26 protein-coding genes, 1 other RNA gene and 1 pseudogene are annotated in these 22,837 nt (G+C 35.6%); 24 read left to right on the top strand and 4 right to left on the bottom strand.

Features of this window, described 5'->3' with window-relative positions:
• The first annotated feature begins 66 nt into the window (after positions 1–66).
• The 17 genes from ulaG (at position 67) to AC1PU0_RS11885 (ending at position 14,089) form a co-directional block, all read left to right on the top strand.
• Entirely contained in the window at positions 67–1,131 is a 1,065-nt protein-coding gene (gene ulaG / locus AC1PU0_RS11965) for an L-ascorbate 6-phosphate lactonase (RefSeq protein WP_206849897.1), read from the top strand.
• Between the two features lie 15 nt (positions 1,132–1,146).
• Positions 1,147–1,605, top strand: coding sequence for a PTS sugar transporter subunit IIA (locus AC1PU0_RS11960; protein ID WP_206849898.1), 459 nt, complete (start codon positions 1,147–1,149; stop codon positions 1,603–1,605).
• 15 nt (positions 1,606–1,620) lie between these two features.
• Positions 1,621–3,096, top strand: a complete 1,476-nt coding sequence (locus AC1PU0_RS11955; protein WP_206837408.1) for a PTS ascorbate transporter subunit IIC — start codon at positions 1,621–1,623, stop codon at positions 3,094–3,096.
• 180 nt (positions 3,097–3,276) lie between these two features.
• Positions 3,277–3,576, top strand: coding sequence for a PTS sugar transporter subunit IIB (locus AC1PU0_RS11950; RefSeq protein ID WP_069655171.1), 300 nt, complete (start codon positions 3,277–3,279; stop codon positions 3,574–3,576).
• Between the two features lie 127 nt (positions 3,577–3,703).
• Positions 3,704–4,342: a 3-keto-L-gulonate-6-phosphate decarboxylase UlaD gene (locus tag AC1PU0_RS11945; protein ID WP_206849899.1), complete on the top strand. Its 639-nt coding sequence runs from the start codon at positions 3,704–3,706 to the stop codon at positions 4,340–4,342.
• 5 nt (positions 4,343–4,347) lie between these two features.
• Positions 4,348–5,208 carry an L-ribulose-5-phosphate 3-epimerase gene (locus tag AC1PU0_RS11940; protein WP_069655173.1) on the top strand — a complete coding sequence of 287 codons (861 nt, stop codon included), beginning with the start codon at positions 4,348–4,350 and terminating at the stop codon, positions 5,206–5,208.
• Complete coding sequence (locus tag AC1PU0_RS11935) at positions 5,198–5,908, top strand: L-ribulose-5-phosphate 4-epimerase (RefSeq protein WP_069655174.1); 711 nt, start codon at positions 5,198–5,200, stop codon at positions 5,906–5,908. The genes AC1PU0_RS11940 and AC1PU0_RS11935 overlap by 11 nt, the downstream gene beginning before the upstream one ends.
• A 136-nt stretch (positions 5,909–6,044) precedes the next feature.
• Complete coding sequence (locus AC1PU0_RS11930) at positions 6,045–7,376, top strand: APC family permease (protein ID WP_206849900.1); 1,332 nt, start codon at positions 6,045–6,047, stop codon at positions 7,374–7,376.
• A 477-nt stretch (positions 7,377–7,853) separates the two neighbouring features.
• Positions 7,854–8,816, top strand: a complete 963-nt coding sequence (gene comGA / locus AC1PU0_RS11925; RefSeq protein ID WP_111247724.1) for a competence type IV pilus ATPase ComGA — start codon at positions 7,854–7,856, stop codon at positions 8,814–8,816.
• Entirely contained in the window at positions 8,770–9,816 is a 1,047-nt protein-coding gene (comGB, locus tag AC1PU0_RS11920; protein ID WP_206849901.1) for a competence type IV pilus assembly protein ComGB, read from the top strand. The genes comGA and comGB overlap by 47 nt, the downstream gene beginning before the upstream one ends.
• Positions 9,813–10,094 (top strand): competence type IV pilus major pilin ComGC, encoded by a 282-nt coding sequence (comGC, locus tag AC1PU0_RS11915; RefSeq protein WP_111247722.1) that lies wholly within the window; start codon positions 9,813–9,815, stop codon positions 10,092–10,094. Before comGB ends, comGC begins: the two co-directional genes overlap by 4 nt.
• A gap of 5 nt (positions 10,095–10,099) precedes the next feature.
• Positions 10,100–10,534 (top strand): competence type IV pilus minor pilin ComGD, encoded by a 435-nt coding sequence (gene comGD, locus AC1PU0_RS11910; RefSeq protein ID WP_069655179.1) that lies wholly within the window; start codon positions 10,100–10,102, stop codon positions 10,532–10,534.
• Positions 10,509–10,832 (top strand): competence type IV pilus minor pilin ComGE, encoded by a 324-nt coding sequence (comGE, locus tag AC1PU0_RS11905; protein WP_069655180.1) that lies wholly within the window; start codon positions 10,509–10,511, stop codon positions 10,830–10,832. Before comGD ends, comGE begins: the two co-directional genes overlap by 26 nt.
• Positions 10,798–11,271, top strand: a complete 474-nt coding sequence (comGF, locus tag AC1PU0_RS11900) for a competence type IV pilus minor pilin ComGF (RefSeq protein ID WP_206849902.1) — start codon at positions 10,798–10,800, stop codon at positions 11,269–11,271. Before comGE ends, comGF begins: the two co-directional genes overlap by 35 nt.
• A complete protein-coding gene (gene comGG / locus AC1PU0_RS11895) occupies positions 11,264–11,617 on the top strand; it encodes a competence type IV pilus minor pilin ComGG (protein ID WP_206849904.1) in 354 nt (117 codons plus the stop codon). The genes comGF and comGG overlap by 8 nt, the downstream gene beginning before the upstream one ends.
• A 251-nt stretch (positions 11,618–11,868) precedes the next feature.
• Positions 11,869–12,876 carry a class I SAM-dependent methyltransferase gene (locus AC1PU0_RS11890; RefSeq protein ID WP_206849982.1) on the top strand — a complete coding sequence of 336 codons (1,008 nt, stop codon included), beginning with the start codon at positions 11,869–11,871 and terminating at the stop codon, positions 12,874–12,876.
• A 25-nt stretch (positions 12,877–12,901) separates the two neighbouring features.
• Entirely contained in the window at positions 12,902–14,089 is a 1,188-nt protein-coding gene (locus AC1PU0_RS11885; RefSeq protein ID WP_069655183.1) for an acetate/propionate family kinase, read from the top strand.
• Between the two features lie 60 nt (positions 14,090–14,149).
• Here the strand turns inward: AC1PU0_RS11885 and AC1PU0_RS11880 are convergent, their stop codons facing one another.
• The 4 genes from AC1PU0_RS11880 to AC1PU0_RS11865 form a co-directional block, all read right to left on the bottom strand.
• On the bottom strand, positions 14,150–14,626 hold the full coding sequence (locus AC1PU0_RS11880) for a universal stress protein (RefSeq protein ID WP_206849905.1): 477 nt from the start codon (positions 14,624–14,626) through the stop codon (positions 14,150–14,152).
• A gap of 96 nt (positions 14,627–14,722) precedes the next feature.
• The gene (locus tag AC1PU0_RS11875; RefSeq protein ID WP_069655185.1) at positions 14,723–15,001 is read right to left on the bottom strand and encodes a hypothetical protein; all 279 of its coding nucleotides are present in this window, start codon (positions 14,999–15,001) and stop codon (positions 14,723–14,725) included.
• 70 nt (positions 15,002–15,071) lie between these two features.
• Positions 15,072–15,265: non-coding RNA, 6S RNA (gene ssrS, locus AC1PU0_RS11870), on the bottom strand.
• 70 nt (positions 15,266–15,335) lie between these two features.
• Positions 15,336–16,616, bottom strand: coding sequence for a replication-associated recombination protein A (locus tag AC1PU0_RS11865; protein ID WP_111247719.1), 1,281 nt, complete (start codon positions 16,614–16,616; stop codon positions 15,336–15,338).
• 298 nt (positions 16,617–16,914) lie between these two features.
• On the opposite strand from AC1PU0_RS11865, the pseudogene AC1PU0_RS11860 reads away from it, so the two are divergent.
• The 7 genes and pseudogenes from AC1PU0_RS11860 (at position 16,915) to AC1PU0_RS11830 (ending at position 22,835) form a co-directional block, all read left to right on the top strand.
• Positions 16,915–17,614, top strand: a pseudogene (locus AC1PU0_RS11860) (DNA-3-methyladenine glycosylase).
• Positions 17,550–18,035, top strand: coding sequence for a DUF3013 family protein (locus AC1PU0_RS11855; protein WP_111247718.1), 486 nt, complete (start codon positions 17,550–17,552; stop codon positions 18,033–18,035). Before AC1PU0_RS11860 ends, AC1PU0_RS11855 begins: the two are co-directional and overlap by 65 nt.
• A 14-nt stretch (positions 18,036–18,049) precedes the next feature.
• The gene (prmA, locus tag AC1PU0_RS11850; RefSeq protein ID WP_069655189.1) at positions 18,050–18,997 is read left to right on the top strand and encodes a 50S ribosomal protein L11 methyltransferase; all 948 of its coding nucleotides are present in this window, start codon (positions 18,050–18,052) and stop codon (positions 18,995–18,997) included.
• A gap of 1 nt (position 18,998) precedes the next feature.
• Positions 18,999–19,748: a 16S rRNA (uracil(1498)-N(3))-methyltransferase gene (locus tag AC1PU0_RS11845; RefSeq protein ID WP_111247716.1), complete on the top strand. Its 750-nt coding sequence runs from the start codon at positions 18,999–19,001 to the stop codon at positions 19,746–19,748.
• A 17-nt stretch (positions 19,749–19,765) separates the two neighbouring features.
• Entirely contained in the window at positions 19,766–20,413 is a 648-nt protein-coding gene (locus AC1PU0_RS11840; protein WP_206849907.1) for a beta/alpha barrel domain-containing protein, read from the top strand.
• The gene (locus AC1PU0_RS11835) at positions 20,404–20,562 is read left to right on the top strand and encodes a hypothetical protein (protein WP_167351529.1); all 159 of its coding nucleotides are present in this window, start codon (positions 20,404–20,406) and stop codon (positions 20,560–20,562) included. The genes AC1PU0_RS11840 and AC1PU0_RS11835 overlap by 10 nt, the downstream gene beginning before the upstream one ends.
• A 59-nt stretch (positions 20,563–20,621) precedes the next feature.
• Positions 20,622–22,835 (top strand): RelA/SpoT family protein, encoded by a 2,214-nt coding sequence (locus AC1PU0_RS11830; RefSeq protein WP_069655192.1) that lies wholly within the window; start codon positions 20,622–20,624, stop codon positions 22,833–22,835.
• Positions 22,836–22,837: the final 2 nt, after the last annotated feature.

Genomic DNA, 22,837 nt, shown 5'->3' with positions numbered 1-22,837 from the left:
TGAAAACGTTTCATAATATTGTAAAATGAAAATGTAATTGAGATTAAGACAATTCGGAGGGATCATATGGCAACAATTCATGATGTAACAAAAGAAAGTTGGATTTTAAGTACTTTTCCTGAATGGGGAACCTATTTAAATGAGGAAATTGAGCAAGAAGACGTCAAAGTGGGAACAGTTTCCATGTGGTGGTTAGGCTGTACAGGAATTTGGCTAAAATCACATGAAGGAACGAATGTTTTATGCGATTTATGGTGTGGTACAGGAAAACGATCACATGGTAATGGGAAAATGAAAAAAGGACATCAGATGATGAGGATGAGTGGATGCGAAAATATGCAGCCTAATCTTAGAACACAACCTTTTGTGATAGATCCGTTTGCAATCAAAGATGTGGATGCTTTGGTTGTTACTCATATTCATTCGGATCATTTAGATATCAATACGGCTGCAGCAGTTCATCAGAATTGCCCTGATGCCCGTTTTATTGGACCGAAGGAAGTTGTTGCTACTTGGTTAAAATGGGGGATTCCTGAATCGAAAACAACAATTGTAAAACCTGGCGACCGTGTTTCGATCAAAGATATAGAGATTGTCGCTTTAGAGGCTTTTGATAGAACAGCCTTAGTAACTTGCGAAGATCCAGAAGTGATATTAAAAGGTAGATTACCGCAAGATATGGATGAAATTGCCGTTAATTATTTGTTTGAAACGAGCGGAGGCAGTATTTATCATGCTGGTGATTCTCATTATTCTAACCTGTTCGCCAAACATGGTAATAAACATAAAATCGACGTTTGTTTAGGTGCCTATGGAGAAAATCCTCGGGGAATCACGGATAAAGTAACATCAGTCGATATGTTGCGTATGGCAGAAGCTTTGAATGCGAATGTTGTTATTCCCGTACATTATGATATTTGGGCAAACTTTATGGCTGATCCAAAAGAAATTACAGAAATCTGGAAATTTAAAAAAGATCGCTTAGACTATCAATTTAAACCTTTTATTTGGCAAGTTGGTGGAAAATTTACGTATCCAAATGATAAAGACAAACTTGAATTTAACTTCTATCGCGGTTTTGATGATGTCTTTACAACAGACAACGATACACCATTTCCATCATTTTTATAAGAAGGGAGAAACTGGATGTTAAAGTATTTTTACGATAATGATTTGATTCGATTCTGTGAAGAAACGCCTGAAAATTGGGAAGAGGCTGTGATTCTTAGCTGTCAGACTTTATTGGAAAAAGGAATGATCACGCAACAATATATAGATGAAATCGTAGAATGCGTTCAAAAGTATGGACCATACATCGTAATCGTTCCAGGCGTAGCTATGCCACATTCGTCAGAAGACAGTCAAGGTGTTTTAGGAACAGCGATTTCATTTACAAAAATGAAACAAGATGTGAGTTTTGAAGAAGGGAATGCGGAAAAAAATGCTCGTTTATTTTTCACATTAGCAGCTAAAAATAGCGAAGAACATGTAGAAAATATTTCGAGATTATCAGAAATGCTGATGACAGATGGATTGATTGAAGCATTGATGACAATTGAGACGATTGAGGAGTACAAAAACGTGATGGCAACTTTTGATCTATAGAGAGAAGGGGAGTAAATGACACAAGTAGTAGATTTTCTGATGGGGATTTGGGATTATTTCGCTGCAAATATTTTAACACAACCAGCATTTTTAATTGGGTTTATCGTTCTATTAGGTTATGTTCTGCTAAAAAAACCATTGTATGAAAGTATTGCCGGTTTTTTAAAAGCAACTGTTGGCTATTTGATTTTAACTGTTGGATCTGGTGGTTTAGTTAATAATTTTAGACCGATCCTAGTTGGTTTAAAAGAACGTTTCAATTTAGATGCCATGGTCATTGATCCTTATTTTGGTCAAAATGCTGTAACAGCAGGAATTGAAGAAACGTTTGGACGAACATTTAGTGATACGATGATATTATTATTGATTGCGTTTGTCATGAATATCTTATTGGTTCGATTTAAAAAATATACAAAGTTACGGGCAGTTTTTACAACTGGTAATGTTCAAATTCAACAAGCCGCAACGGCATTTTGGATTTTGTTGTTTTGCTTTCCTGATTTAGGTCAAATTCAAATACTGTTGATCATGGGCCTTATTTTAGGCTGTTATTGGGCTGTCGGTTCAAACTTAACAGTGGATATCACGCAAGATTTAACTGAAGGGGCAGGCTTTGCAATCGCACATCAACAGATGTTTGGTGTTTATATCTTCGCTCGATTAGCAGAAAAAATGAAAAAAGATAAGAACAATCGCAAATTAGAAGATGTACAATTGCCAGGATTTTTATCAATTTTCAATGAGAATATGGTTGCAACGTCCATTTTGATGCTCTTCTTCTTTGGGGTTATTTTAGTTGTATTAGGGCCCGCTTATTTGATTGAGGCAGGGTTTATGGTAGAAGGACAAAGTTTTGTTTTCTATATATTACAAACAGCATTGTACTTTGCGGTTTATCTCGCTATTTTACAACTAGGAGTGCGAACTTTCGTTTCAGAGTTAACAGAGTCATTCCAAGGAATATCGAATACGTTATTACCAGGTGCAGTGCCGGGGATCGATGTTGCGGCGACATTTGGCTTCGGTTCGCCCAATGCAGTTACGATAGGTTTTTTATTTGGTGCGTTAGGACAGTTTATAACAATCGGATTATTGATTCTATTTAAATCACCAGTGATCGTTATTGCCGGCTTTATTCCATTATTTTTTGATAATGCGGTGATTGCTGTTTATGCAAACAATCGTGGTGGATTTAAAGCTGCTTGTATGTTCCCGTTTATTTCAGGTGTGATTCAGGTACTAGGATCTGCTTTGATAGCAGCATTTATTGGGTTGTCGCAGTACGGTGGATATATAGGGATGTTTGACTGGGCAACGGTTTGGCCAGTGATGACTTTAGTGATGAAATATTTAGGTTATTTTGGTGTCGCATTCGTAGTTATTTTGTTACTGGCAATTCCACAATTGCAATATCGAGCAAATCCTGAAGGCTATTTCTTGATAGCTGAAGACTATGATGAGTATGTAAAAAAAATGGCGGCAAAAAAATAAAGGGATGTGGGCTTAGTCATGATGTTTTACATGGAAACATCATGACTGAAGATGAACCGATATTGAAAAGTACAAGACGAAGTGAAGTATTAATACCCTATCATCTTTAACTATGTAGACTATTTTTTTGAAAAATATCAAACGAGCTCTTTCAACTTTTAAATTTAGGAGGAAATTAAAATGAGAGTATTAGTATCATGTGCAAATGGATCAGGAACAAGTTTAATGATGAAAAAAAGTGTTGAGAAAGCATTGAAAGAATTAGGCTTTAATATTACGAATATTCACCATTGTGCAATTTCAGAAGGGAAAAGTACTGCAGGACAATATGATGTTGTATTTTGTCCGATGAATTTTCTAAATATGTTCGAAGATGCTAAGAAAAAGGGAATTACAGTTGTTGGTGTGAAAAATGTCATGTCTGCTAAAGAAATCAGTGAACGTGTGCAAGAAACTGAATTAGCTACTAAATTTAAATAGTTAAGGTAGAAGTGATTGCATCGTGTTTAAGAGTACTCTAATCATATAAGCAAAAGCAATTTTTAAAAGTTTGAGTACTTCTGCTTATATGATTAGTTATCACAGACAGTAGTAAGGAGAGAAAGTAATGAGTAGACCTAATTTACAGGTAGCATTAGATCATTCGGATTTACCCAGTGCAATCAAAGATGTGGTAACAGTCGGTGAAATTGTAGATATCGTGGAAGTTGGAACGATTCTTTGTTTGCAAGCGGGAGAAGACGCTGTTCGCTGTATTCGCGCATTGTACCCAGATAAAAAAGTAGTTGCAGATACTAAATGTGCAGATGCTGGCGGCACTGTGGCAAAAAATTGTCGAGAAGCCGGGGCAGATTGGATGACGGTCATATGTTGCGCAACGATTCCAACAATGAAAGCGGCAGCGAAAGAAGTTGAAGAAGTTCAAGTCGAATTGTATGGTGACTGGACATATGAACAGGCTCAAAAATGGTTGGATGGGGGTATTTCCCAGGCGATTTATCACCAAAGTCGAGATGCACTCTTAGAAGGTGAAACATGGGGAGAAAAGGATTTAGCAAAAGTCAAAAAATTGATTGAGATGGGCTTTAGAGTTTCGGTTACTGGCGGATTAGATGTGGAAACATTGAAATTATTCAAGGACCTTGATGTCTATACATTTATTACAGGTCGAGGTATCACAGCTTCAGTTGATCCTAAAAAAGCAGCCATGGATTTTCAAAATGAAATAAGACGCATTTGGGGGTGACATGGATGACTACAATCGGAATCTACGAGAAAGCGCTCCCGAAAAATATGAGTTGGAAAGAACGTCTTTTACTTGCAAAACAATTAGGATTTGATTTTATTGAAATGTCGATCGACGAAACAGACGAACGCCTAACAAGAGTAGACTGGACAAGTGCCGAGCGTAAAGAAGTGAGAGAAGCAATTGCTGAGACTGGGGTGAAAATATTATCCATCTGTTTAAGTGGACATCGGCGTTTTCCTTTTGGTTCAGAAGATCCAGATAAAAGAGCAACTGCGTTGAATCTAATGGAAAAAGCGATTCATTTGGCATCTGATATTGGTATACGCACCATTCAACTTGCAGGTTATGATGTTTATTATGAAACGAAAACTTTGACATCAAGAGAATACTTTATTGAAAATCTAAAAAAAGCGGTAGCGATGGCTGCATCAAAGGAAATTGTTTTGTCAATAGAGATCATGGATGATCCATTTATTAACTCTATCTCTAAATATTTAAAAATCAAAGAGCAAATTCGTTCACCATACTTACAGGTATATCCTGATTTAGGAAATTTATCTGCGTGGGCAGAAAATGATGTTGGCTATGAATTAGAAATCGGGATCGATCAAATTTCTGCGATTCATTTGAAAGATACGTTGGCTGTAACGGATCAGTTTCCTGGAAAGTTTAAAGAAGTACCATTTGGTAATGGCTGTGTTGATTTTTTAGGATGTCTCAAAACTTTAAAACGTTTAGAATATGCAGGTCCATTTTTAATTGAGATGTGGAGCGAAAATAGCGATAAACCTGAAAAAGAAATCCAACAAGCCAAAGCATTTCTTTTTCCATTCTTAAAGGAGGCGGGCTATAGTGTCAACTAAAATATTGATTGAAGAAATGAAAGAACGTGTTTTCTCTGCAAACTTGGCTTTGCCAGATGCTGGATTAGTCAAGCTTACTTGGGGAAATGTCAGTGAAATCAATCGAGAGGCCGAACTGATTGTTATCAAGCCTAGTGGTGTTCCTTATTGTAAAATGGAGGCTTGCGATATGGTTGTGACTGACTTGAATGGTGAGGTAGTGGAAGGCAAATTAAAGCCATCCTCTGATTTAGCTACCCATATTGAATTATACAAAGCATTCAACGAAATTCAGTCAGTAGTCCATACTCATTCAAAAAATGCAGTCATGTGGGCACAAGCTGGTCGGGGAATACCAGCATATGGTACCACTCATGCAGATACATTTTATGGTATTGTTCCTTGTACGCGACAATTAACATCAGAAGAAGTTTCTTTAGCTTACGAACGGGAGACAGGAAAAGTGATCATAGAAACATTTAAGGAAAAAAATATTGACCCTTTAGCAGTTCCTGGGGTACTAGTCTATGGTCACGGACCCTTTACTTGGGGAGAAACACCTCAAAAAGCTGTAGAAAATAGTATTGTTTTAGATGAGATTGCTGAGATGGCGTCTGTAACAGAAGTTGTAAATGATTCGATTTTGCCAATACCTCAATATCTTTTAGATAAGCATTATTTTAGAAAACACGGTGCAAATGCCTATTATGGACAAACTTAAAATAAATTATTTTCATTAAAAAGTACAGATAAGTCTAAAGAAGGCTTTGTCTGTACTTTTTTTTGGGCAGTACTTGAATTTACATTCAAAAAAGCTATACTAGTAAAATAACTTATAAGAGAGAAAGAGGATGAGTATGGAGCAGAATCAATTAAAACGTGAAATTTCTTTGTTTGGCGCTTTTTCAACAGTTATGGGTACTGTTATTGGAGCGGGTGTTTTTTTTAAAACAGCAAGTGTGGTTAGTTTTGCTCAATCATCAAGTTTAACCATTTTTGCCTGGATATTAGGGGGTATTTTAACGTTATGTGCGGGATTAACGAGTGCTGAATTAGCTACGGCTATTCCAAAAACGGGTGGAGCTGTTAAATATATCGAATATACATATGGAAAGCTACCAGGTTATTTACTTGGTTGGGCGCAAAGTGTGATTTATTTTCCTGCTAATATTGCGGCATTATCGATTATTTTCAGCACACAATTTATTCACTTATTTCATTTGTCTAGTGACTTTCTTTTGCCGGTAGCATTGGTAACAGGATTAAGTGTCACCTTAATCAATTTGTTGGGAACTAAAGCAGCTTCGAATTTGCAATCATTTACACTGGTTATAAAAATTATCCCAATTGCATTGATTGTGTTGGTAGGTCTTTTTATGCCAGCCAATGTTGAGGTATCCGTGATTCCTATTAAAGCTGGTGGAGATAGTGGTTTCATCCAAGCACTTAGCGGTTCCTTACTAGCGACTATGTTTGCTTATGATGGTTGGCTGGGAGTTGGGGCTGTGGCTGGTGAAATGAAACGACCAGAAAAAGATTTGCCTAAGGCGATTTTTTTAGGCTTAACGTTTATCACCTTTGTATATGTTTTGATTAATTTTGTTTTTCTTAAAACATTACCAATCGAACAACTTTCTGGAAATTTAAATGCTGCATCAGAAGCTTCTATTCATATTTTTGGCTCGATTGGTGGTAAATTAGTCACTATTGGCATTTTGATCTCAGTCTATGGGGCGTTAAATGGGTACACGTTAACAGGGATTCGAGTTCCTTATGCATTAGCATTGGATGGGATGATTCCATGTAGCAAGCAATTTCAAAAATTATCCAAAAGATTTGTCGTTCCATATATTTCTGGAATTTTTCAATTTGGCATTGCAGCAATCATGATGTTTTTAGGTAGTTTTGATTTATTGACAGATATGTTGATCTTTGTTATGTGGCTGTTTAGCTTATTGATTTTTTCTGCGGTGTTGATTCTAAGAAAAAGAGAACCAGAGCTAAATCGTCCTTATAAAGTTCCATTTTATCCGGTTATTCCTATTATAGCCATTTTTGGAGGACTATTCATTCTAATCACTACGTTGTTCACACAAACACTATTAGCAAGTGTTGGTATTGGTATAACCTTGCTAGGAGTTCCAGTCTATCTATTAAATCAAAAAGTAAAAGGATTAAAAAGTAAATAATCTTCATTTATTGTCAAAAATTTATCACTTTGTACTAAGAGATTGAGAAAATCTTTAAAGATTATTTGGTATAATAAAGTTGATCTAAGTCTTTGTCGTTAGATAAAGCAGTGCTCTTGTTCAACCCTTTTGAGCAAGAGCTACTTTTTCTCAAAAATTTTAATAAAATTAACAATTTCTGAAAGTTATTCCAATCAATTTTTTAGTATAATAGATATATCAAAACGATAAACTATTTTGGGGAAGATAGTGCATCAGAACTCTTGATAAAGCCGTAAGTGTTGATTTTCAACATTTAGGGCTTTATTTTTATTTATTGGTAAATGGACAGAATCAAGAAATAATGAAATACTATTTTTAAACGTATATTTGGATTTAGAGAATGAGGTGAAACTAATTTTTAGTTTTGTCTCATTTTTTTCTTTTTTACACAGATAATGCATGTAGTTGCGTATATTGTTTTAAGGAGGGAAGAAGATGGATATTAAAGAGCTTTCTTTAAGGCTAATAGAATGGGGACTGACAGAATATGTACAAGATGTCTATATTTTGCCAACGGAGAATAAAGTTCAAGTATTTACAAGGAAAGGAAAGCACAAAATAATTTTTAAAGAATTAGATGAAGAAGATGGCGAAAAATTAATTTTTCATTTTAAATTTATTGGCAGTATGGATGTTGGCGAAAAAAGAAAAGCACAGGTTGGCGCTGTGACTTATGCGATCAATCAGAGAGGGATACGATTGCGATTATCGACAGTTGGAGATTTTAGACAACGGGAGAGCTTAGTGATTCGCTTTTTACATGTTTTTGGCAATAGTCAGGAAAATTATTTTTTACCAAAACAATTAATGAGCGTCAGAAAACATATCAAACGTCGTGGATTACATCTATTTTGTGGACCGGTTGGATCTGGTAAAACGACACTGATGTATAAGTTGGCAAAAGAGACAGATCAATTTCAGCAAGTGATTACAATAGAAGATCCAGTTGAAATTGAAGAACCATCATTTCTTCAGTTGCAGACCAATACTAAAATCGATCTGACTTATGATGTGTTGATCAAGGCCTGTTTACGTCATAGACCAGACATTTTGATCATTGGTGAAATTCGAGATGGGCTTACAGCACAAGCTGCAATCAGAGCCGCGTTAACTGGACATACAGTATTTGCAACGATTCATGCGAGAAGTGTGACTGGAGTATATGAAAGACTGGCTGAATTAGGCGTTCAGCAAAGAGAAATCGGAGAATGTGTAACAGGTATAATTTATCAGCGATTATTGCCTTTTAAGATGACTAACAACAAAGAGTTAAGTGGATTGCTTATGGATTATAATTTTTCAGAAAAAATGTCTTCTAATTGGTCAGCTGAATTAAGAAAGGTTTGGGCGTATGGATTTATCGATAATCAAACATTTGAAGAAGAAAAAGAACATTAAACTATCAAGTATTCAACAGCAATTGTTTATCCAGTTGTTAGCAGATTTATTAAGTAATGGATTTACGATTCAAGAAAGTTTGAAGTTTATGAAAAAATCTCGTTCAATTTCTGAATCTGTTATCGATTACTTGATCGATAAGATGGAACGTGGTGAGTCGTTTTATGGTAGTTTAGCTAGACTAGGATTTAAGACAACAATCGTTACCCAAATTGAATTTGCTCAAACACATGGTGATATAGCAGGAACATTAAATAAAATCAAACAACATATGAAACTTGTGGACAAACAGCAGCAAAATTTCTATAAAGTAATCAGTTATCCGATACTACTTTTGCTTTTTTTAACCGTTGTTTTGATAAGTATTCGCCAAGTGTTACTACCTCAATTAATGACAAATGGCACAATTCAAGCCGATAATATCGGAATCAAATTTATTCGGCAAAGTCCATATTATATACTGACCATTTTATTGGCATTAACAAGTATGATTCTTTTGACACGTTGGTATTTGAGCAAAAAAACCTTTTTAAAAAAAGCTGAATTTATTGCGAAGATACCACTTGTAGGTAATCTATATAAAGAATACAATTCAGCATTTTTCGCACTTGAATGGGGTAAATTATTTTCTCAAGGATTAGAGATCAAAATGGTCATCCAGTTGATGCGCGGAACTGATCAGAAATCTTTGATGAGTGAACTGGCGGAAAGAATTGAAGAACAATCGATGTCAGGCTATACGTTTTATGAACAGTTACCCAGATTTAGTTTCTTTTCGCCAGAGTTATCGTTGATTATTCAGCAAGGACAGATAAAAGGGAATTTAGGAAAAGAGTTAATTTTATATAGCGAACTTTGTTGGCAGCATTTTTTTAAGCGCATGGAAAAAATAATTCAATGGATCCAACCGATTATTTTTTTAATTGTTGCATTATTGGTAGTTAGTATTTATGCTGCAATGCTTTTACCTATTTATGGGGGAATGGAGGATTTTTTATGAACACGCAAAAACAACGAATAAAATATAAAGGATTTACCTTGTTAGAAATGCTTGTAGTACTATTGATTATTTCTGTTTTAATCTTACTATTTGTTCCAAATCTTTCAAAACATAAAGAAGGTGTAGATAAAAAAGGCAATGAAGCAATTGTTAAGATCGTTGAAACACAAATCGATCTTTATACTATGGAGAAAAATCAATCCCCTACTGTAGAGCAATTGTTAAAAGAAGAATATATTACCCAAGAGCAGTACGATAAGTATCAGGCGAGCAAGTAAGGATTATGAATGTGAAGGGATTTACATTAATAGAATCGTTAATAGTGTTGTTTATTTGTACGGTATTTATGTTACTACCAACACTTAGTATTAATAAATGGAAACAAGCTTTGGAGGTTGATCAATTTTTATCGTCTTTTGAGAAAAAATTGCTTTTTACACAGCAAATGGCAGTTGTAAATACAATCGATACACAAATTATATTTTTGGAGCAGGCTAAACAAATTAAGTTTAAAGATGGACAAGTAGTTGAAAAGGGACTCACAATACCAGTATCGTTACAAACTGTTGGACCAGATAAGCTTACGTTTAAAAAAGGTTCTGGAAATATCGACAAACTATCCAAATTTTCTTTTTCATGGACGGAAAAAAATCAATTGATTGAATTTCAATTTCAATTAGGGAGTGGTCGCTATGTTAAGAAAATCAACCGGTTATAGCGGCTATGTTTTCCTTGAAAGTTTGATTGCATTAGGGTTAATGTGTTTGATCATTGGCAGTTATCTTTCATTAAATACTTTTTTACTAAAAAAGAATAAACACGCAACTAATCAATTAATACTTTACAGAGTTTTATATGAAGAAATGAAACACTTTGAAAATTACGGAGGACCGCTGTTACGAGATATTCATACAGAGAATGGCGACTATCAACTACGCGTTTATCAAGTTGCAAATAAGTTGATTGAAGTGGAGGTTATAGGTGAAAACGAGCATTTTGAAATTAAGAAAGAGTAACCTACGGAATGATCTTTTAGGATTTACATTATTAGAATCATTACTTGCGCTGTTCCTATTATCAATTATTTGCATGCTTTTTTCAGCTTCAATTAAAAATGCAGCTATTGTAACGAATCAACTGAAAAGTGAGCGGCAAAGAGAATGGCAGATTTTTGTGATCCAACTAGAAAATGAATTGAGAAATTGTCGTTATGAAAATACCCAAATAAACAAAATAATGCTTAGAAATAAAAAAAATAACAAACAGGTTTGGATCGAGCATAAATTAGGCAAAATTGTAAAAGTAGAAAACGGAGGGTATCAGCCTCTTTTAATGGGGGTCAAACAAGTCAGGTTTGTAGAGGAAGATAAATCTGTCGTAATAAAAGTAATATTTGAAAATAACTTAAATGTTACTGCAAAGTGGATTATCACGCGTGAGCATGAGTATGAATAAGAGATACAAAGGTGGCGTATTACTTACAGCATTATTATTTGTTTTTTTGTTTAGTTTCATTTTTACATTCGTTTTGGAAGATTTTCAGCTCACACAAAGATTTACCAAAAAAACCAAAGAGTATTATATCGCTAAGACAATGTTGAGCATGTTTCTTGCAGACCTTAAATCAGAGGAGAGAGCACTTGTAAAAAAAGGACAACAGAATTTTTCCACAGGAATATTACGGTACGAATATAATCAACCAATATTAGACGTTACCATTCATTTAAACCAAACAACGTATAAATTTCAAGAACAATATCAAGAAGAAAACAAACCAAATCAAACTAAGTCATCTAACTAACTGAATAGTGAAATGACAAGAATTAAGAATCTGTGAAATGTGTATCAAACTTATGCTAAAAAAAACTAATACAGCGATTCGTTTTTAAATGAAAATCAATTAGAAGTCTTTTATTATTTTCCAAAAAAATGAGAGTAGTTCAATGATTTTCAAATATTATTAGGAAATTGATTGATTATTGTCTGATTTTTCGTTAAAATAGAACAGGTATGAAAATTGTTATATTATAGAAGGAAATTGAGGTGTTTCACTTGTTCCCTGAGAAAATAGAAAAGGCTTTCGGTTTAATGGAACAGGCTATCGGATTACTTAAACGATCTTTGGATACTTCTTTTTTAGATGCCTACATTGAAAATGGTGAAAATATCATTGATAATTTTCAAGTGCGTGTGCAAGACGATGTGCCAGATGGACAAACTGTTCAAAAACTTAAAGACATCTATGAACAACTACAAGCAATCGAATTAGAACCAGAAGAGATTAGACGTTTGTCACAGTTGATTTTACTTAAAGGGAATAAAGCAGAATCCTTACTGGCAAATCATCAATTAACGCCGGATAGTATTGGCTTTTTATTTGTTTATTTGATTGAGCAACTGTATAGTAAGGAGCAATCGCTAAAAGTATTGGATATTGCAACTGGGATGGGAAATCTACTTCTGACGATCATTCTCAACTTAAACATAGCGAAGTACACAGCTCAAGGCTTTGGTGTGGATATTGACGATACCTTATTGTCTGTTTCAGCAACGAACAATGAATGGACAAAGGCTGCAATACAACTATTCCATCAAGATGGATTACAGGACTTACTTGTCGATCCTGTTGATGTAGCTATCAGTGATTTGCCAATCGGTTATTATCCGAATGATGAAAAAGCAAAAGACTTTGATTCAGCAGCGGAAGAAGGCCATAGCTATGCACATCATTTATTGATGGAACAAGCAATGAAATTTGTTAAACCAGACGGATATGGACTATTTTTGATACCAACCAATATTTTAGAGACAGAACAAAGTTCATTCTTCAAAAATTGGCTGCAAAAAAATGTGTATCTACAAGGGATGATTCAGTTGCCTGATGAACTTTTTAAATCAGTCCAATCAAGCAAAAGTATTCTGTTTGTACAAAATAAAGGTAAACATAGTGAACAAGTAAAAGAAGTACTAGTTGCAAAACTAGGTTCATTAAAAGATCCTGCAAAAGTAACTCAATTTTTTAAACAATTTGAGGCTTGGAAGTCTTCGAATTTAAAATAAAACAACTGATAAAGAGGAGAGTATTATGTCTAAAACAATTGCAATCAATGCTGGAAGTTCAAGTTTAAAATGGCAGTTATATCAAATGCCAAATGAAGAAGTTATCGCTAAAGGAATCGTTGAACGTATTGGTTTAAATGATTCAATCTTCACAATTAAATACGGTGAAGATAAGAAATATGAAGAGATCATAGACATTAATGATCATGATGTTGCAGTAAAAATGTTATTAGATAAATTGACTGAATTGAACATTTTAGCTTCTTATGATGAAATTACAGGTGTTGGTCACCGTGTAGTTGCAGGTGGAGAAGACTTTAAAGATTCTGTTGTGATCGATGATGAAGTGTTAGCAAAAATCGAAAAATTAGCAGATCTTGCACCTTTACACAATCCAGCAAATGCAATGGGAATCAAAGCCTTTAAAAAAATCTTACCTGATATTATCAGTGTTGCGGTTTTTGATACAGCCTTCCATACAACAATGCCAAAACATAATTTTTTATACAGCATTCCAACTGAATACTATGACAAATACGCAGCTCGTAAATATGGGGCACACGGAACAAGCCACAAGTATGTTGCAGACCGTGCAGCAGAAATGCTGGGTCGCCCAATTGAAGAATTAAAAATCATTACTTGTCACCTTGGTAATGGAGCTTCAATCACAGCGGTTGATGGTGGTAAATCTGTAGATACATCAATGGGCTTCACACCGCTTGCTGGCGTAACAATGGGCACTCGTTCTGGAGATATCGATCCTTCTTTACTGGCTTACTTAATGGAAAAACTTGAATTAACAGATATCAAAGATATGATTGATATCTTAAATAAAAAATCAGGTTTACTTGGTTTGACTGGTATTTCTAGTGATATGCGTGATTTAGAAGCAAACATGGACAAAGAAGCAGTTCAAGTAGCATATGATATCTTTACAGATCGTATTCGTAAATACATCGGTAGTTACGTAACTGTATTAAACGGCGTGGATGCAATTGTCTTTACTGCGGGTATTGGTGAAAATGATTCACACGTTCGTAGCGAAGTAATCAAAGGTATGACTTGGTTCGGTTGTGAGCTAGATGATGATAAAAACAATGTTCGTGGAAAAGAGTCAGTTATTTCTACTGAAGAGTCTAAAGTAAAAGTATTGTTGATTCCAACAGATGAAGAATTAATGATTGCTCGTGATGTCGAGCGTCTAAGAAAATAAATTTTAAATTAAAAAGAAGCAACTCGCCTTTTAACGAGTTGCTCCTTTTTTTGTATCAATTCATTCATCATCTTGTTGAACGGGTATTTTATTGTCTAAGTCAGTTCTTACGACTAGAACATCGCAAGCTGCATTACGAATAACATATTCAGAAACAGAACCAATAAACAATCGTTCCACAGCATTTAAACCAGTAGCACCTAACATAATCAAATCAACATCATGATCTTGAGGCAATTGTTTAGCGATTAAAGGTTTTGGTGAACCGTATTCAATCACACTAGAGACTCTTTCACAGCCCTGTTCTTTAGCTTGTTCCTTGTATCCTTCTAATGTTTGTTTCGCCATTTCAGTAGCTTGTTCAGCTAAAACACCATCAAAAGAAGAAACGGATTGGAATGCTCGTGTGTCAATAACATGAGCTAATAATAATTCTGCATCATTTCTCATAGCAACATTCATTGCTTTTTGAAAAGCTAGTTCCGCCTCAGATGAGCCGTCGACAGCAACCATGATTTTACGATAATTTTGTAACATTTTAATCACTCCTTTCAATTTTTGAAAATACATAATTCATTATACTTTAATTGTAGAACAAAATGACAAAAAAGCAAATAAAAAAAGAAGATACAATTACAGAATCTTCTTGGCTAACATCACGGTAAATATAGCTGAAATAGCAAGTAAACTAAAAATATAGAACAAAGAAAAAAAGGTCAAATTAAAGATCCCAACTAAAATACCGATAGCAGCTAAAATCAAATAAAAAATACCAAACTGATGTAAGAACTGAATAGTTTCATCAGGTTCACCGTCGTGTATCAATGGTAAAAAAACGTGTGCCTTTTTTAATAAATAGAGCCCAATAATAACTAATAAAGCTACAGACATAAAAATAAGTATGCGAACCATGCATCAAACCTCCGTCAAATAAAAAACAATTTGCACTTCGCAAATTGTCTAAAAAACTAAAATAAAAATGGTAAAATCCGTCGATGCCGTTATTCGTCCTATAGTATTGAACCCGCAAACAAAGCAGGTGGGTTCCACGACTGACAGCTTCGAACTACCAAATGATAAGGCATGTTACCAGCTTAGGTACCAGAAGGATCCCTAGATATCAATAAAATGTTCGGTCAACACACAAAAAAGACAACGCGTACATCACAGATTTACCATCTTTATAATAGCACAATATAAACCAAACAGCAACGAGGGTGCTTAGATTTGAGAGCGGATCGTTTTTTTATTTCTTATTCTTTTTCCACTCTTGAATGCGTTGATACTGCTGGTGCAATGCTAGTTCATATTTTCCATTATCGACAGGTTCATAGTAATGAGCTTGTTTTATTTTATCAGGAAGGTATTGTTGATCGACCCAAGCATTTTCAAAATTATGAGGATATTGATAGCCAATTCCACGATTCAATTCTTTTGCGCCTGAATAGTGACTGTCTCGCAAATGATCAGGAACATCTCCAGCTTTTCCTTCTCTTATGTCGGCTAAAGCTGCGTCAATTGCGCTGATAGCAGAATTTGATTTTGGAGACAAGCATAAATCGATAACTACGCTGGCAAGTGGAATCCTTGCTTCTGGGAAACCAAGCTTTTCAGCGGCTTGGACAGCTGTTATCGTGCGAGCAGCTGCGGGCGGATTACCTAACCCAATATCTTCGTATGCAATCACCATCAAACGACGACAAATAATCGGTAAATCACCTGCTTCAACTAGTCTAGCTAAATAGTGAAGTGCAGCATCAACATCACTGCCACGAATCGATTTTTGAAATGCGGAAATCACATCATAATGGGCATCGCCGTTTTTATCATGCGTCAATGCTTTACGTTGGACACATTCTTCAATGATCGAAAGAGTAATCTCAACTTTTTTATTTCCATTTTCAGGTGTGGATTTTACAGCTAATTCAAGTCCGTTTAAAGCGCTACGTAAGTCACCATTTGTAGCACGTGATAAATGGAGCAAAGCTTTTTTTTCTAATACAACTGAAAATTCGCCCAAACCTCGCTCTGTATCATTTAATGCTTCTTTAATTGCTTTTTGAATATCAAGTTCGGTCAAGGGCTTGACTTCAAAAATTTGTGTTCGACTTCGAATGGCTGGATTGATTGTAATATATGGATTCTCAGTCGTTGCCCCGATCATAATGATGCGACCACTTTCAAGATGAGGCAATAAAAAATCTTGTTTTGTTTTATCTAAACGATGAACTTCATCTAATAATAAAATCACAGTTCCACTCATTTTTGCTTCTTCGGCGACAATTTGCAGATCTTTTTTTGTATCTGTTGCAGCATTCAGTAAGCGAAAGGCGTAGTTTGTAGAACCCGCAATGGCACTGGCGATGCTGGTCTTACCAGTACCAGGTGGACCGTATAAAATCATAGATGAAAGCATGCGCGCTTCAACCATCCGACGAATGATTTTCCCAGGCCCAACAAGATGTTGTTGCCCAACGACCTCATCTAAATTGCGTGGTCTCATGCGATAAGCTAAAGGTTTTTGCATGGTTGAACCTCCTTATTTTAAAAGCGTAGTGGGCTCGTTAAGCTCTGACAAAGAAATAAGGAAAGCTGAGAATGGCTCTCTAATCTAAAATCAGATGTTCTCTTTTTTTCGAAACGTAGCCCAAGTCACTTAACAAAATTTCATTATCTAGACATTATACCATAAAGAACGTATGTTTGTACAAAGGGTCGTTTTGTCCATTAAAACAAGAAAAAATCAGACTTTATCTTACGAAACGTTTGTTTTTTCAATGGATAATAGCCCTAGATTCGTGTATGATAAGAGATGGTGAAAAATAATGGAAAAAACGATACATTTTTTTAATACAAAATCAACAGAAGAGATTGCTCAATTCTTATTAGGGATGTACTTAGAGCATGAGACAGATGCTGGAATACTTAGCGGATATATCGTTGATACAGAAGCCTATTTAGGTCCTGAAGATGAAGCGGCTCACAGTTTTGGATTAAGAGAGACCCCACGGCTAAAAGCTATGTATGATAAGCTGGGAACGATTTATTTATACACAATGCATACACATTTAATCTTAAATATGGTCACTCAGGAAAAAGGCAAACCTCAAGGAGTCATGATTCGTGCCATTGAACCTGTGGAAGGACTCGAACAAATGGAAGCAAATCGTAATGGACGAAAAGAAATGGAATTGTCAAATGGGCCTGGAAAACTGGTTTCAGCTTTAGGAATCACTAAAGAATTATATGGGCAATCGATTTTCGATAGTTCGTTGCGTATTGTTCCTGAAAAAAGAAAAATACCAAAAAAAATCATTTCACTTCCTCGTATTGGAATCCCTAATAAAGGTATCTGGACGGAGCGACCTTTACGGTATGTTGTTTCAGGAAATCCTTATATCTCAAAACAAAGAAGAAGTGATATTGATCAAAAAGACTTTGGTTGGAAGGAAGAAAATAAATGAAAAAAGTAACGATGTTAACTTATTTAGATCAACAAATTACCAAGAAAATCACAGAATATGATGTAGCTCTTGATTGGAACAGCAAAAACCATATAATTGAGGTTGTTTTTCGTTTGTTTGCTGAAAATACTACTCATGAACAAATTGATGATGCACAGGGAACAGTTTCAGAAGAAGAAATCATTGAATTTGAAGACAGTATTTTGTTTTATAATCCTGACAAATCTTCTTTAGCTGAGGAAGAGTTTCTAGCGGCCATTCCTTATGAGGGCAAAAAAGGAATCAATCAGTCTGTGCTGGATGGTTTTGTCGATTATTTAAATGATGTTTTAACAGAAGGACAAAGTGATTTGTTAGACTTTTTAACGGATGAAGGACAAGTAGTATTTGAGTTGAAATGGTCGGAAGAAGCTTTTAAAGAAGCTGTTCAAAAGTATCAAAAAGCAGATGGTGATACATATATCGCTTATCCAAGCTATTAAAAAGAGGTGATCGTATGAAGTGGACAGAAGTAAAAGTTGAAACAGCTAGTGAAGCAGTTGAAGCAATCTCTAATATTATGATGGAAGCAGGAGCCAGTGGTGTTGCTATTGAAGATTCTTTAGATGTAGAAAATTTCAAAAGTGATCTATATGGAGAATTGCTTGATAAAGAACAATTTACTCATATCAAAGACGGTGCTTTGGTCATGGCTTATTTTCCTGAGACGACTTTTCTACCAGAAATACTCCCTTTTATTAAGGAAAGTATTACTCGTTTACCAGAATTTGGGCTTGCAATCGGTAAAAATGAAGTGACTGTAAGTGAAGTAGCTGAAAGTGATTGGGCGACAGCCTGGAAAAAATATTATCACCCAGTTCGTGTGACTCGCTTTCTAACAATTGTACCAAGTTGGGAAAAATATGAACCGCAAGATACGGTTGAAAAAATAATTACGTTAGATCCAGGAATGGCTTTTGGGACAGGTACGCATCCAACAACTCGCTTAACATTGCAAGCACTGGAAACTGTATTGCGAGGAGGCGAAACGCTTCTTGATGTAGGAACTGGTTCAGGTGTTTTAAGTATTGCAAGTAAACATTTAGGCGCAAAAGAAGTTTATGCGTACGACCTAGATGAAGTAGCTGTTACTGCAGCAAAAGAAAATATGGATATGAACCCAATCGCAAGTGATGTCCATGTTTCAGCCAACGACTTGTTGAAAAATGTAACGATTGAAGCAGATGTGATCGTAGCCAATATTTTAGCGGATATTATTACTTTGATGATCGAAGATGCTTGGCATTTATTGAAAGATGATGGAACATTGATTGTTTCTGGAATCATCCATGAGAAAAAAGAGATGATTGTAGAGAAAATGATAGAAGCAGGTTTTCTTGTAGATCAGATTTTCCAACAAGGAGATTGGTATGCGATTATTTTAAAGAAAATAGAGGAAGAGTAAGATGCAACGTTACTTTCTAACTGAACCTTATGAAGCGAAAGAGCACTATACGATTATGGGAGAAAATTATCACCATATCGTTCGAGTAATGCGAATGGAACCAAAACAACAAGTTTTCTTGGTATTTAGTGATCGGTTAGCAATCATTGCTGAAATCACCGAAGTGACCGAAGAAGCCGTTTATTTAAAAGAAATTAGTAAAGAACAAGCTAAAAAAGAACTACCAGTCAACGTTACGATTGCTTGTGGCTATCCTAAAGGGGATAAACTAGAATGGGTGGTACAAAAAGGAACAGAGCTTGGTAGCCACAAATTTATAGGATTTCCAGCTAAAGCATCTGTTGTGAAATGGGACAAAAAAAAACTAGCTAAAAAAACTGAACGTTTAAAAAAGATTGCGACTGAAGCAGCTGAACAATCTCATCGCCAGTTTGCACCAGATATTGTATTATTAGAGAAAGAACAAGAGCTGCTCGATGTTTTTTCTAGTTATGACAAAGTGTTGATTGCATATGAAGAGTCTGCAAAGGTTGGGGAACGTAGTCGCTTTGCAACAGCACTTTCTGAATTAGTTATTGGAGAATCATTCTTAATTATTTTTGGACCAGAAGGTGGTTTTTCGCCAACTGAAATCGAGAAATTTCAAGAACATGGTGGTATTATTTGTGGTTTAGGACCACGGATTTTACGTGCAGAAACGGCGCCGCTATATGCGTTAAGCGCCATTAGTTATCAATTTGAATTAGTGTAAGGTTTAGGGGGCTATTTATGGAGTTAGAGTTGCAACGACTTTCAATTATGTTAATGGATCCATCGTTTACAGATCAACAGTTCACAGAAGAAATTCTTTTTTTAAAAGAATTTCCCGTTCGTTCAATTTTTGTTTTACCTTATAATGTTGCAAGAGCAAAGCAATTATTAACAGGAACGAAGATTCAAGTAGGCAGTTTCGTTGATTTTCCGCTAGGTCGCGGAACATTAGCAAAAAAGGCATTTGAAACAGGACAGTTGTACAGAGAGGGTGCATCGGATGTTTTTGTGACTATGGCACCAGAAGATTTGAATATATATGGGAATCAGAGTTTTCAGGCTTTAGAGCAGCTATCATTTGGACGAAATGCTCTAGGGTTCTTTATAGATAGCACGGATATAACGGATGAACAAAAGCAGATCGTCACGATGAATCTTGCAGAGCTAAATGTCAGTGCTATTTCTTTAGGGGTAAATTTAACGATGGAACAAGCAATTTATGATATGAGTATTTTCAGAACAAGGAGAAAAAAACGAATGACTTTTCAAGTGAACGTCAAAGCGCCAACCTTACTTGAAATTGAACTTCTTTTTCAAGCTGGGGCGTCTTATATCGGAATCAGTAACGGTCGTGAGATTTTACCGTTGATCTCGAAATGGAATTAAAATTTGAAGAATTGAAAATCCAGAAAAATGTTAGTATAATAAAAGATGTTGGAAGTGCTACTGTTTCAAGTGGTACTTTTCTTTTTTTAAAACGATCGATCATTTACATAAATAAAAAGAGTGCTGAACCGTTAGTTAAAGGAGCATAACTAATGTGTTAGAACAACACGTAGTTTTTAACTGATGCAGATAAAGGAGTGTGAGAACCATGCCAAAAGAGGAAATCATGACAGGACCAGGTGTTATTAAGCTCGTGTCAAAATATATGGAACCTCAACATGTTGCTTTTGTTCAAAAAGCATGTGATTATGCTGAAAAAGCGCATGAAGGCCAAGTCAGACAGTCAGGTGAACCTTATTTTATCCATCCAATCCAAGTGGCTGGTATTTTAGCAGAATTAAGGATGGATCCACATACAGTTGCAACAGGTTTTCTACATGATGTAGTAGAAGACACAGATGTAACATTAGAAGATTTAGCGAATGAATTTGGTGCAGACGTTGCGATGCTGGTAGACGGTGTAACCAAACTTGGAAAAATTAAGTATAAATCCCATGAGGAACAATTAGCTGAAAATCATCGAAAAATGCTATTGGCAATGGCGCAAGATTTACGTGTGATTATGGTGAAGTTAGCTGACCGTTTACACAATATGCGTACATTAAAGCATTTACGAGAAGATAAACAGCGCCGAATTGCTCAAGAAACCATCGAAATATATGCGCCTCTTGCTCATCGCTTAGGGATCAGTCGTATAAAATGGGAGTTGGAAGATACCGCACTGCGCTACATCAATCCAAACCAATATTATCGAATTGTTAATTTGATGCAAAGTAAAAGAGATGAGCGCGAAGCGTATGTGGAGGAAGCAGTAGAGGATATTCGTTTAGCGACAGAAGATTTAGATATCTATGCTGAAATCTATGGTCGTCCAAAACATATTTACTCGATTTATCGCAAAATGAAAGATCAGAAAAAACAATTCAACGAAATTTATGATTTACTAGCGATTCGCGTTATCGTTGATTCAATCAAAGATTGTTATGCTGTACTAGGTGCGATTCATACGAAATGGACACCGATGCCTGGGCGTTTTAAAGATTATATCGCGATGCCTAAGGCGAATATGTATCAATCCATCCATACGACTGTTATCGGACCAAAAGGCAATCCAGTAGAAGTTCAAATCAGAACCCATGAAATGCATCAGATTGCTGAATTCGGGGTTGCTGCTCATTGGGCCTACAAAGAAGGTAAGACTGAAAAGGTTGATGAAGATACTGACACAAAACAATTAAGTTGGTTCCGTGAAATTCTTGAATTGCAAGATGAAAGCTATGACGCTTCTGAATTTATGGAAAGTGTAAAAGGCGATATTTTCAGCGACAAAGTTTACGTATTCACACCAACTGGTGAAGTAACGGAATTGCCTAAAGGTTCTGGACCGCTAGACTTTGCGTATAGTGTGCATACTGAAATCGGCAATAAAACAACCGGTGCGAAAGTCAATGGTAAAATGGTTCAGTTGGATTATACATTAAAAAATGGGGATATCATTGAAGTGTTGACGTCTCCGAATTCCTTCGGTCCAAGTCGAGATTGGTTGAAAATGGTTGCGACTAGTAAAGCACGAAATAAGATCAAACGATTCTTTAAAATCCAAGATCGTGAAGTGAATATTATCAAAGGGCATGATGCCATCAGCAAATATTTAATGGAACATGGATTTACACCCAAAGAATTTTTAAGTAAAGCGAAAATGGCAGAAGCGTTGGATCGTTTCAATTTCCAAACAGAAGATGATTTGTATGCAGCCGTAGGGTATGGTGAAGTCAGTGCTCAAGTAGTCTTTAATCGTTTGACTGAGAAGGAACGGAAAGAGCAAGAAGTAGAACGCCAAAAACAAGAAGCAGAGGAATTGATGACACAACCAGTCAAAAAAGAATCTGATAAAATGAAAGTTCGTCACGAAGGCGGAATTGTGATTCAAGGAGTTGAAAACCTACTTGTTCGAATCAGTCGTTGCTGTAACCCCGTACCAGGTGATGAAATCGTCGGTTACATCACAAAAGGGCGCGGCGTTTCAATTCATAGGGCAGATTGTCCTAACGTACAGCATCAAGAAGAACTTGCGCAACGTTTGATTGAAGTTGAATGGGAAGATACGAATAATTCAAATAAAGAATATGATGCAGATTTAGAGATTTATGGCTACAATCGCAGTGGGTTATTAAATGATGTTCTTCAAGTCATTAGCTCAATGACAAAAAACTTAGTCAGTGTGGAAGCCAAGCCAACGAAAAATAAAATGGCAATGATCCATGTGACAGTGAAAATCCAAAATCTAGCACATCTAAAAACGATTGTCGATAAAATCAAAAACATACCGGACGTTTACAATGTACGACGGACCAATGGCTAGGA

It is taken from the genome of Enterococcus sp. XAF26B05_ASV22 (assembly GCF_056727285.1).
This window is presented reverse-complemented; position numbering and strand designations above follow the sequence as displayed.

What these genes read in the sequence shown, in the direction of transcription:
- AC1PU0_RS11955 (WP_206837408.1), top strand. Translation starts at nt 1,621, where the DNA reads ATGACACAAGTAGTAGATTTTCTGATGGGGATTTGGGATTATTTCGCT.
- AC1PU0_RS11945 (WP_206849899.1), top strand. Translation starts at nt 3,704, where the DNA reads ATGAGTAGACCTAATTTACAGGTAGCATTAGATCATTCGGATTTACCC.
- comGD (WP_069655179.1), top strand. Translation starts at nt 10,100, where the DNA reads ATGAATGTGAAGGGATTTACATTAATAGAATCGTTAATAGTGTTGTTT.
- AC1PU0_RS11875 (WP_069655185.1), bottom strand. Translation starts at nt 15,001, where the DNA reads ATGGTTCGCATACTTATTTTTATGTCTGTAGCTTTATTAGTTATTATT.
- AC1PU0_RS11940 (WP_069655173.1), top strand. Translation starts at nt 4,348, where the DNA reads ATGACTACAATCGGAATCTACGAGAAAGCGCTCCCGAAAAATATGAGT.
- AC1PU0_RS11845 (WP_111247716.1), top strand. Translation starts at nt 18,999, where the DNA reads ATGCAACGTTACTTTCTAACTGAACCTTATGAAGCGAAAGAGCACTAT.
- comGG (WP_206849904.1), top strand. Translation starts at nt 11,264, where the DNA reads ATGAATAAGAGATACAAAGGTGGCGTATTACTTACAGCATTATTATTT.
- AC1PU0_RS11865 (WP_111247719.1), bottom strand. Translation starts at nt 16,616, where the DNA reads ATGCAAAAACCTTTAGCTTATCGCATGAGACCACGCAATTTAGATGAG.
- AC1PU0_RS11830 (WP_069655192.1), top strand. Translation starts at nt 20,622, where the DNA reads ATGCCAAAAGAGGAAATCATGACAGGACCAGGTGTTATTAAGCTCGTG.
- AC1PU0_RS11880 (WP_206849905.1), bottom strand. Translation starts at nt 14,626, where the DNA reads ATGTTACAAAATTATCGTAAAATCATGGTTGCTGTCGACGGCTCATCT.
- AC1PU0_RS11840 (WP_206849907.1), top strand. Translation starts at nt 19,766, where the DNA reads ATGGAGTTAGAGTTGCAACGACTTTCAATTATGTTAATGGATCCATCG.
- comGB (WP_206849901.1), top strand. Translation starts at nt 8,770, where the DNA reads ATGGATTTATCGATAATCAAACATTTGAAGAAGAAAAAGAACATTAAA.
- ulaG (WP_206849897.1), top strand. Translation starts at nt 67, where the DNA reads ATGGCAACAATTCATGATGTAACAAAAGAAAGTTGGATTTTAAGTACT.
- AC1PU0_RS11950 (WP_069655171.1), top strand. Translation starts at nt 3,277, where the DNA reads ATGAGAGTATTAGTATCATGTGCAAATGGATCAGGAACAAGTTTAATG.
- AC1PU0_RS11885 (WP_069655183.1), top strand. Translation starts at nt 12,902, where the DNA reads ATGTCTAAAACAATTGCAATCAATGCTGGAAGTTCAAGTTTAAAATGG.
- AC1PU0_RS11930 (WP_206849900.1), top strand. Translation starts at nt 6,045, where the DNA reads ATGGAGCAGAATCAATTAAAACGTGAAATTTCTTTGTTTGGCGCTTTT.
- AC1PU0_RS11855 (WP_111247718.1), top strand. Translation starts at nt 17,550, where the DNA reads ATGAAAAAAGTAACGATGTTAACTTATTTAGATCAACAAATTACCAAG.
- prmA (WP_069655189.1), top strand. Translation starts at nt 18,050, where the DNA reads ATGAAGTGGACAGAAGTAAAAGTTGAAACAGCTAGTGAAGCAGTTGAA.
- comGE (WP_069655180.1), top strand. Translation starts at nt 10,509, where the DNA reads ATGTTAAGAAAATCAACCGGTTATAGCGGCTATGTTTTCCTTGAAAGT.
- comGA (WP_111247724.1), top strand. Translation starts at nt 7,854, where the DNA reads ATGGATATTAAAGAGCTTTCTTTAAGGCTAATAGAATGGGGACTGACA.
- AC1PU0_RS11960 (WP_206849898.1), top strand. Translation starts at nt 1,147, where the DNA reads ATGTTAAAGTATTTTTACGATAATGATTTGATTCGATTCTGTGAAGAA.
- AC1PU0_RS11835 (WP_167351529.1), top strand. Translation starts at nt 20,404, where the DNA reads ATGGAATTAAAATTTGAAGAATTGAAAATCCAGAAAAATGTTAGTATA.
- comGC (WP_111247722.1), top strand. Translation starts at nt 9,813, where the DNA reads ATGAACACGCAAAAACAACGAATAAAATATAAAGGATTTACCTTGTTA.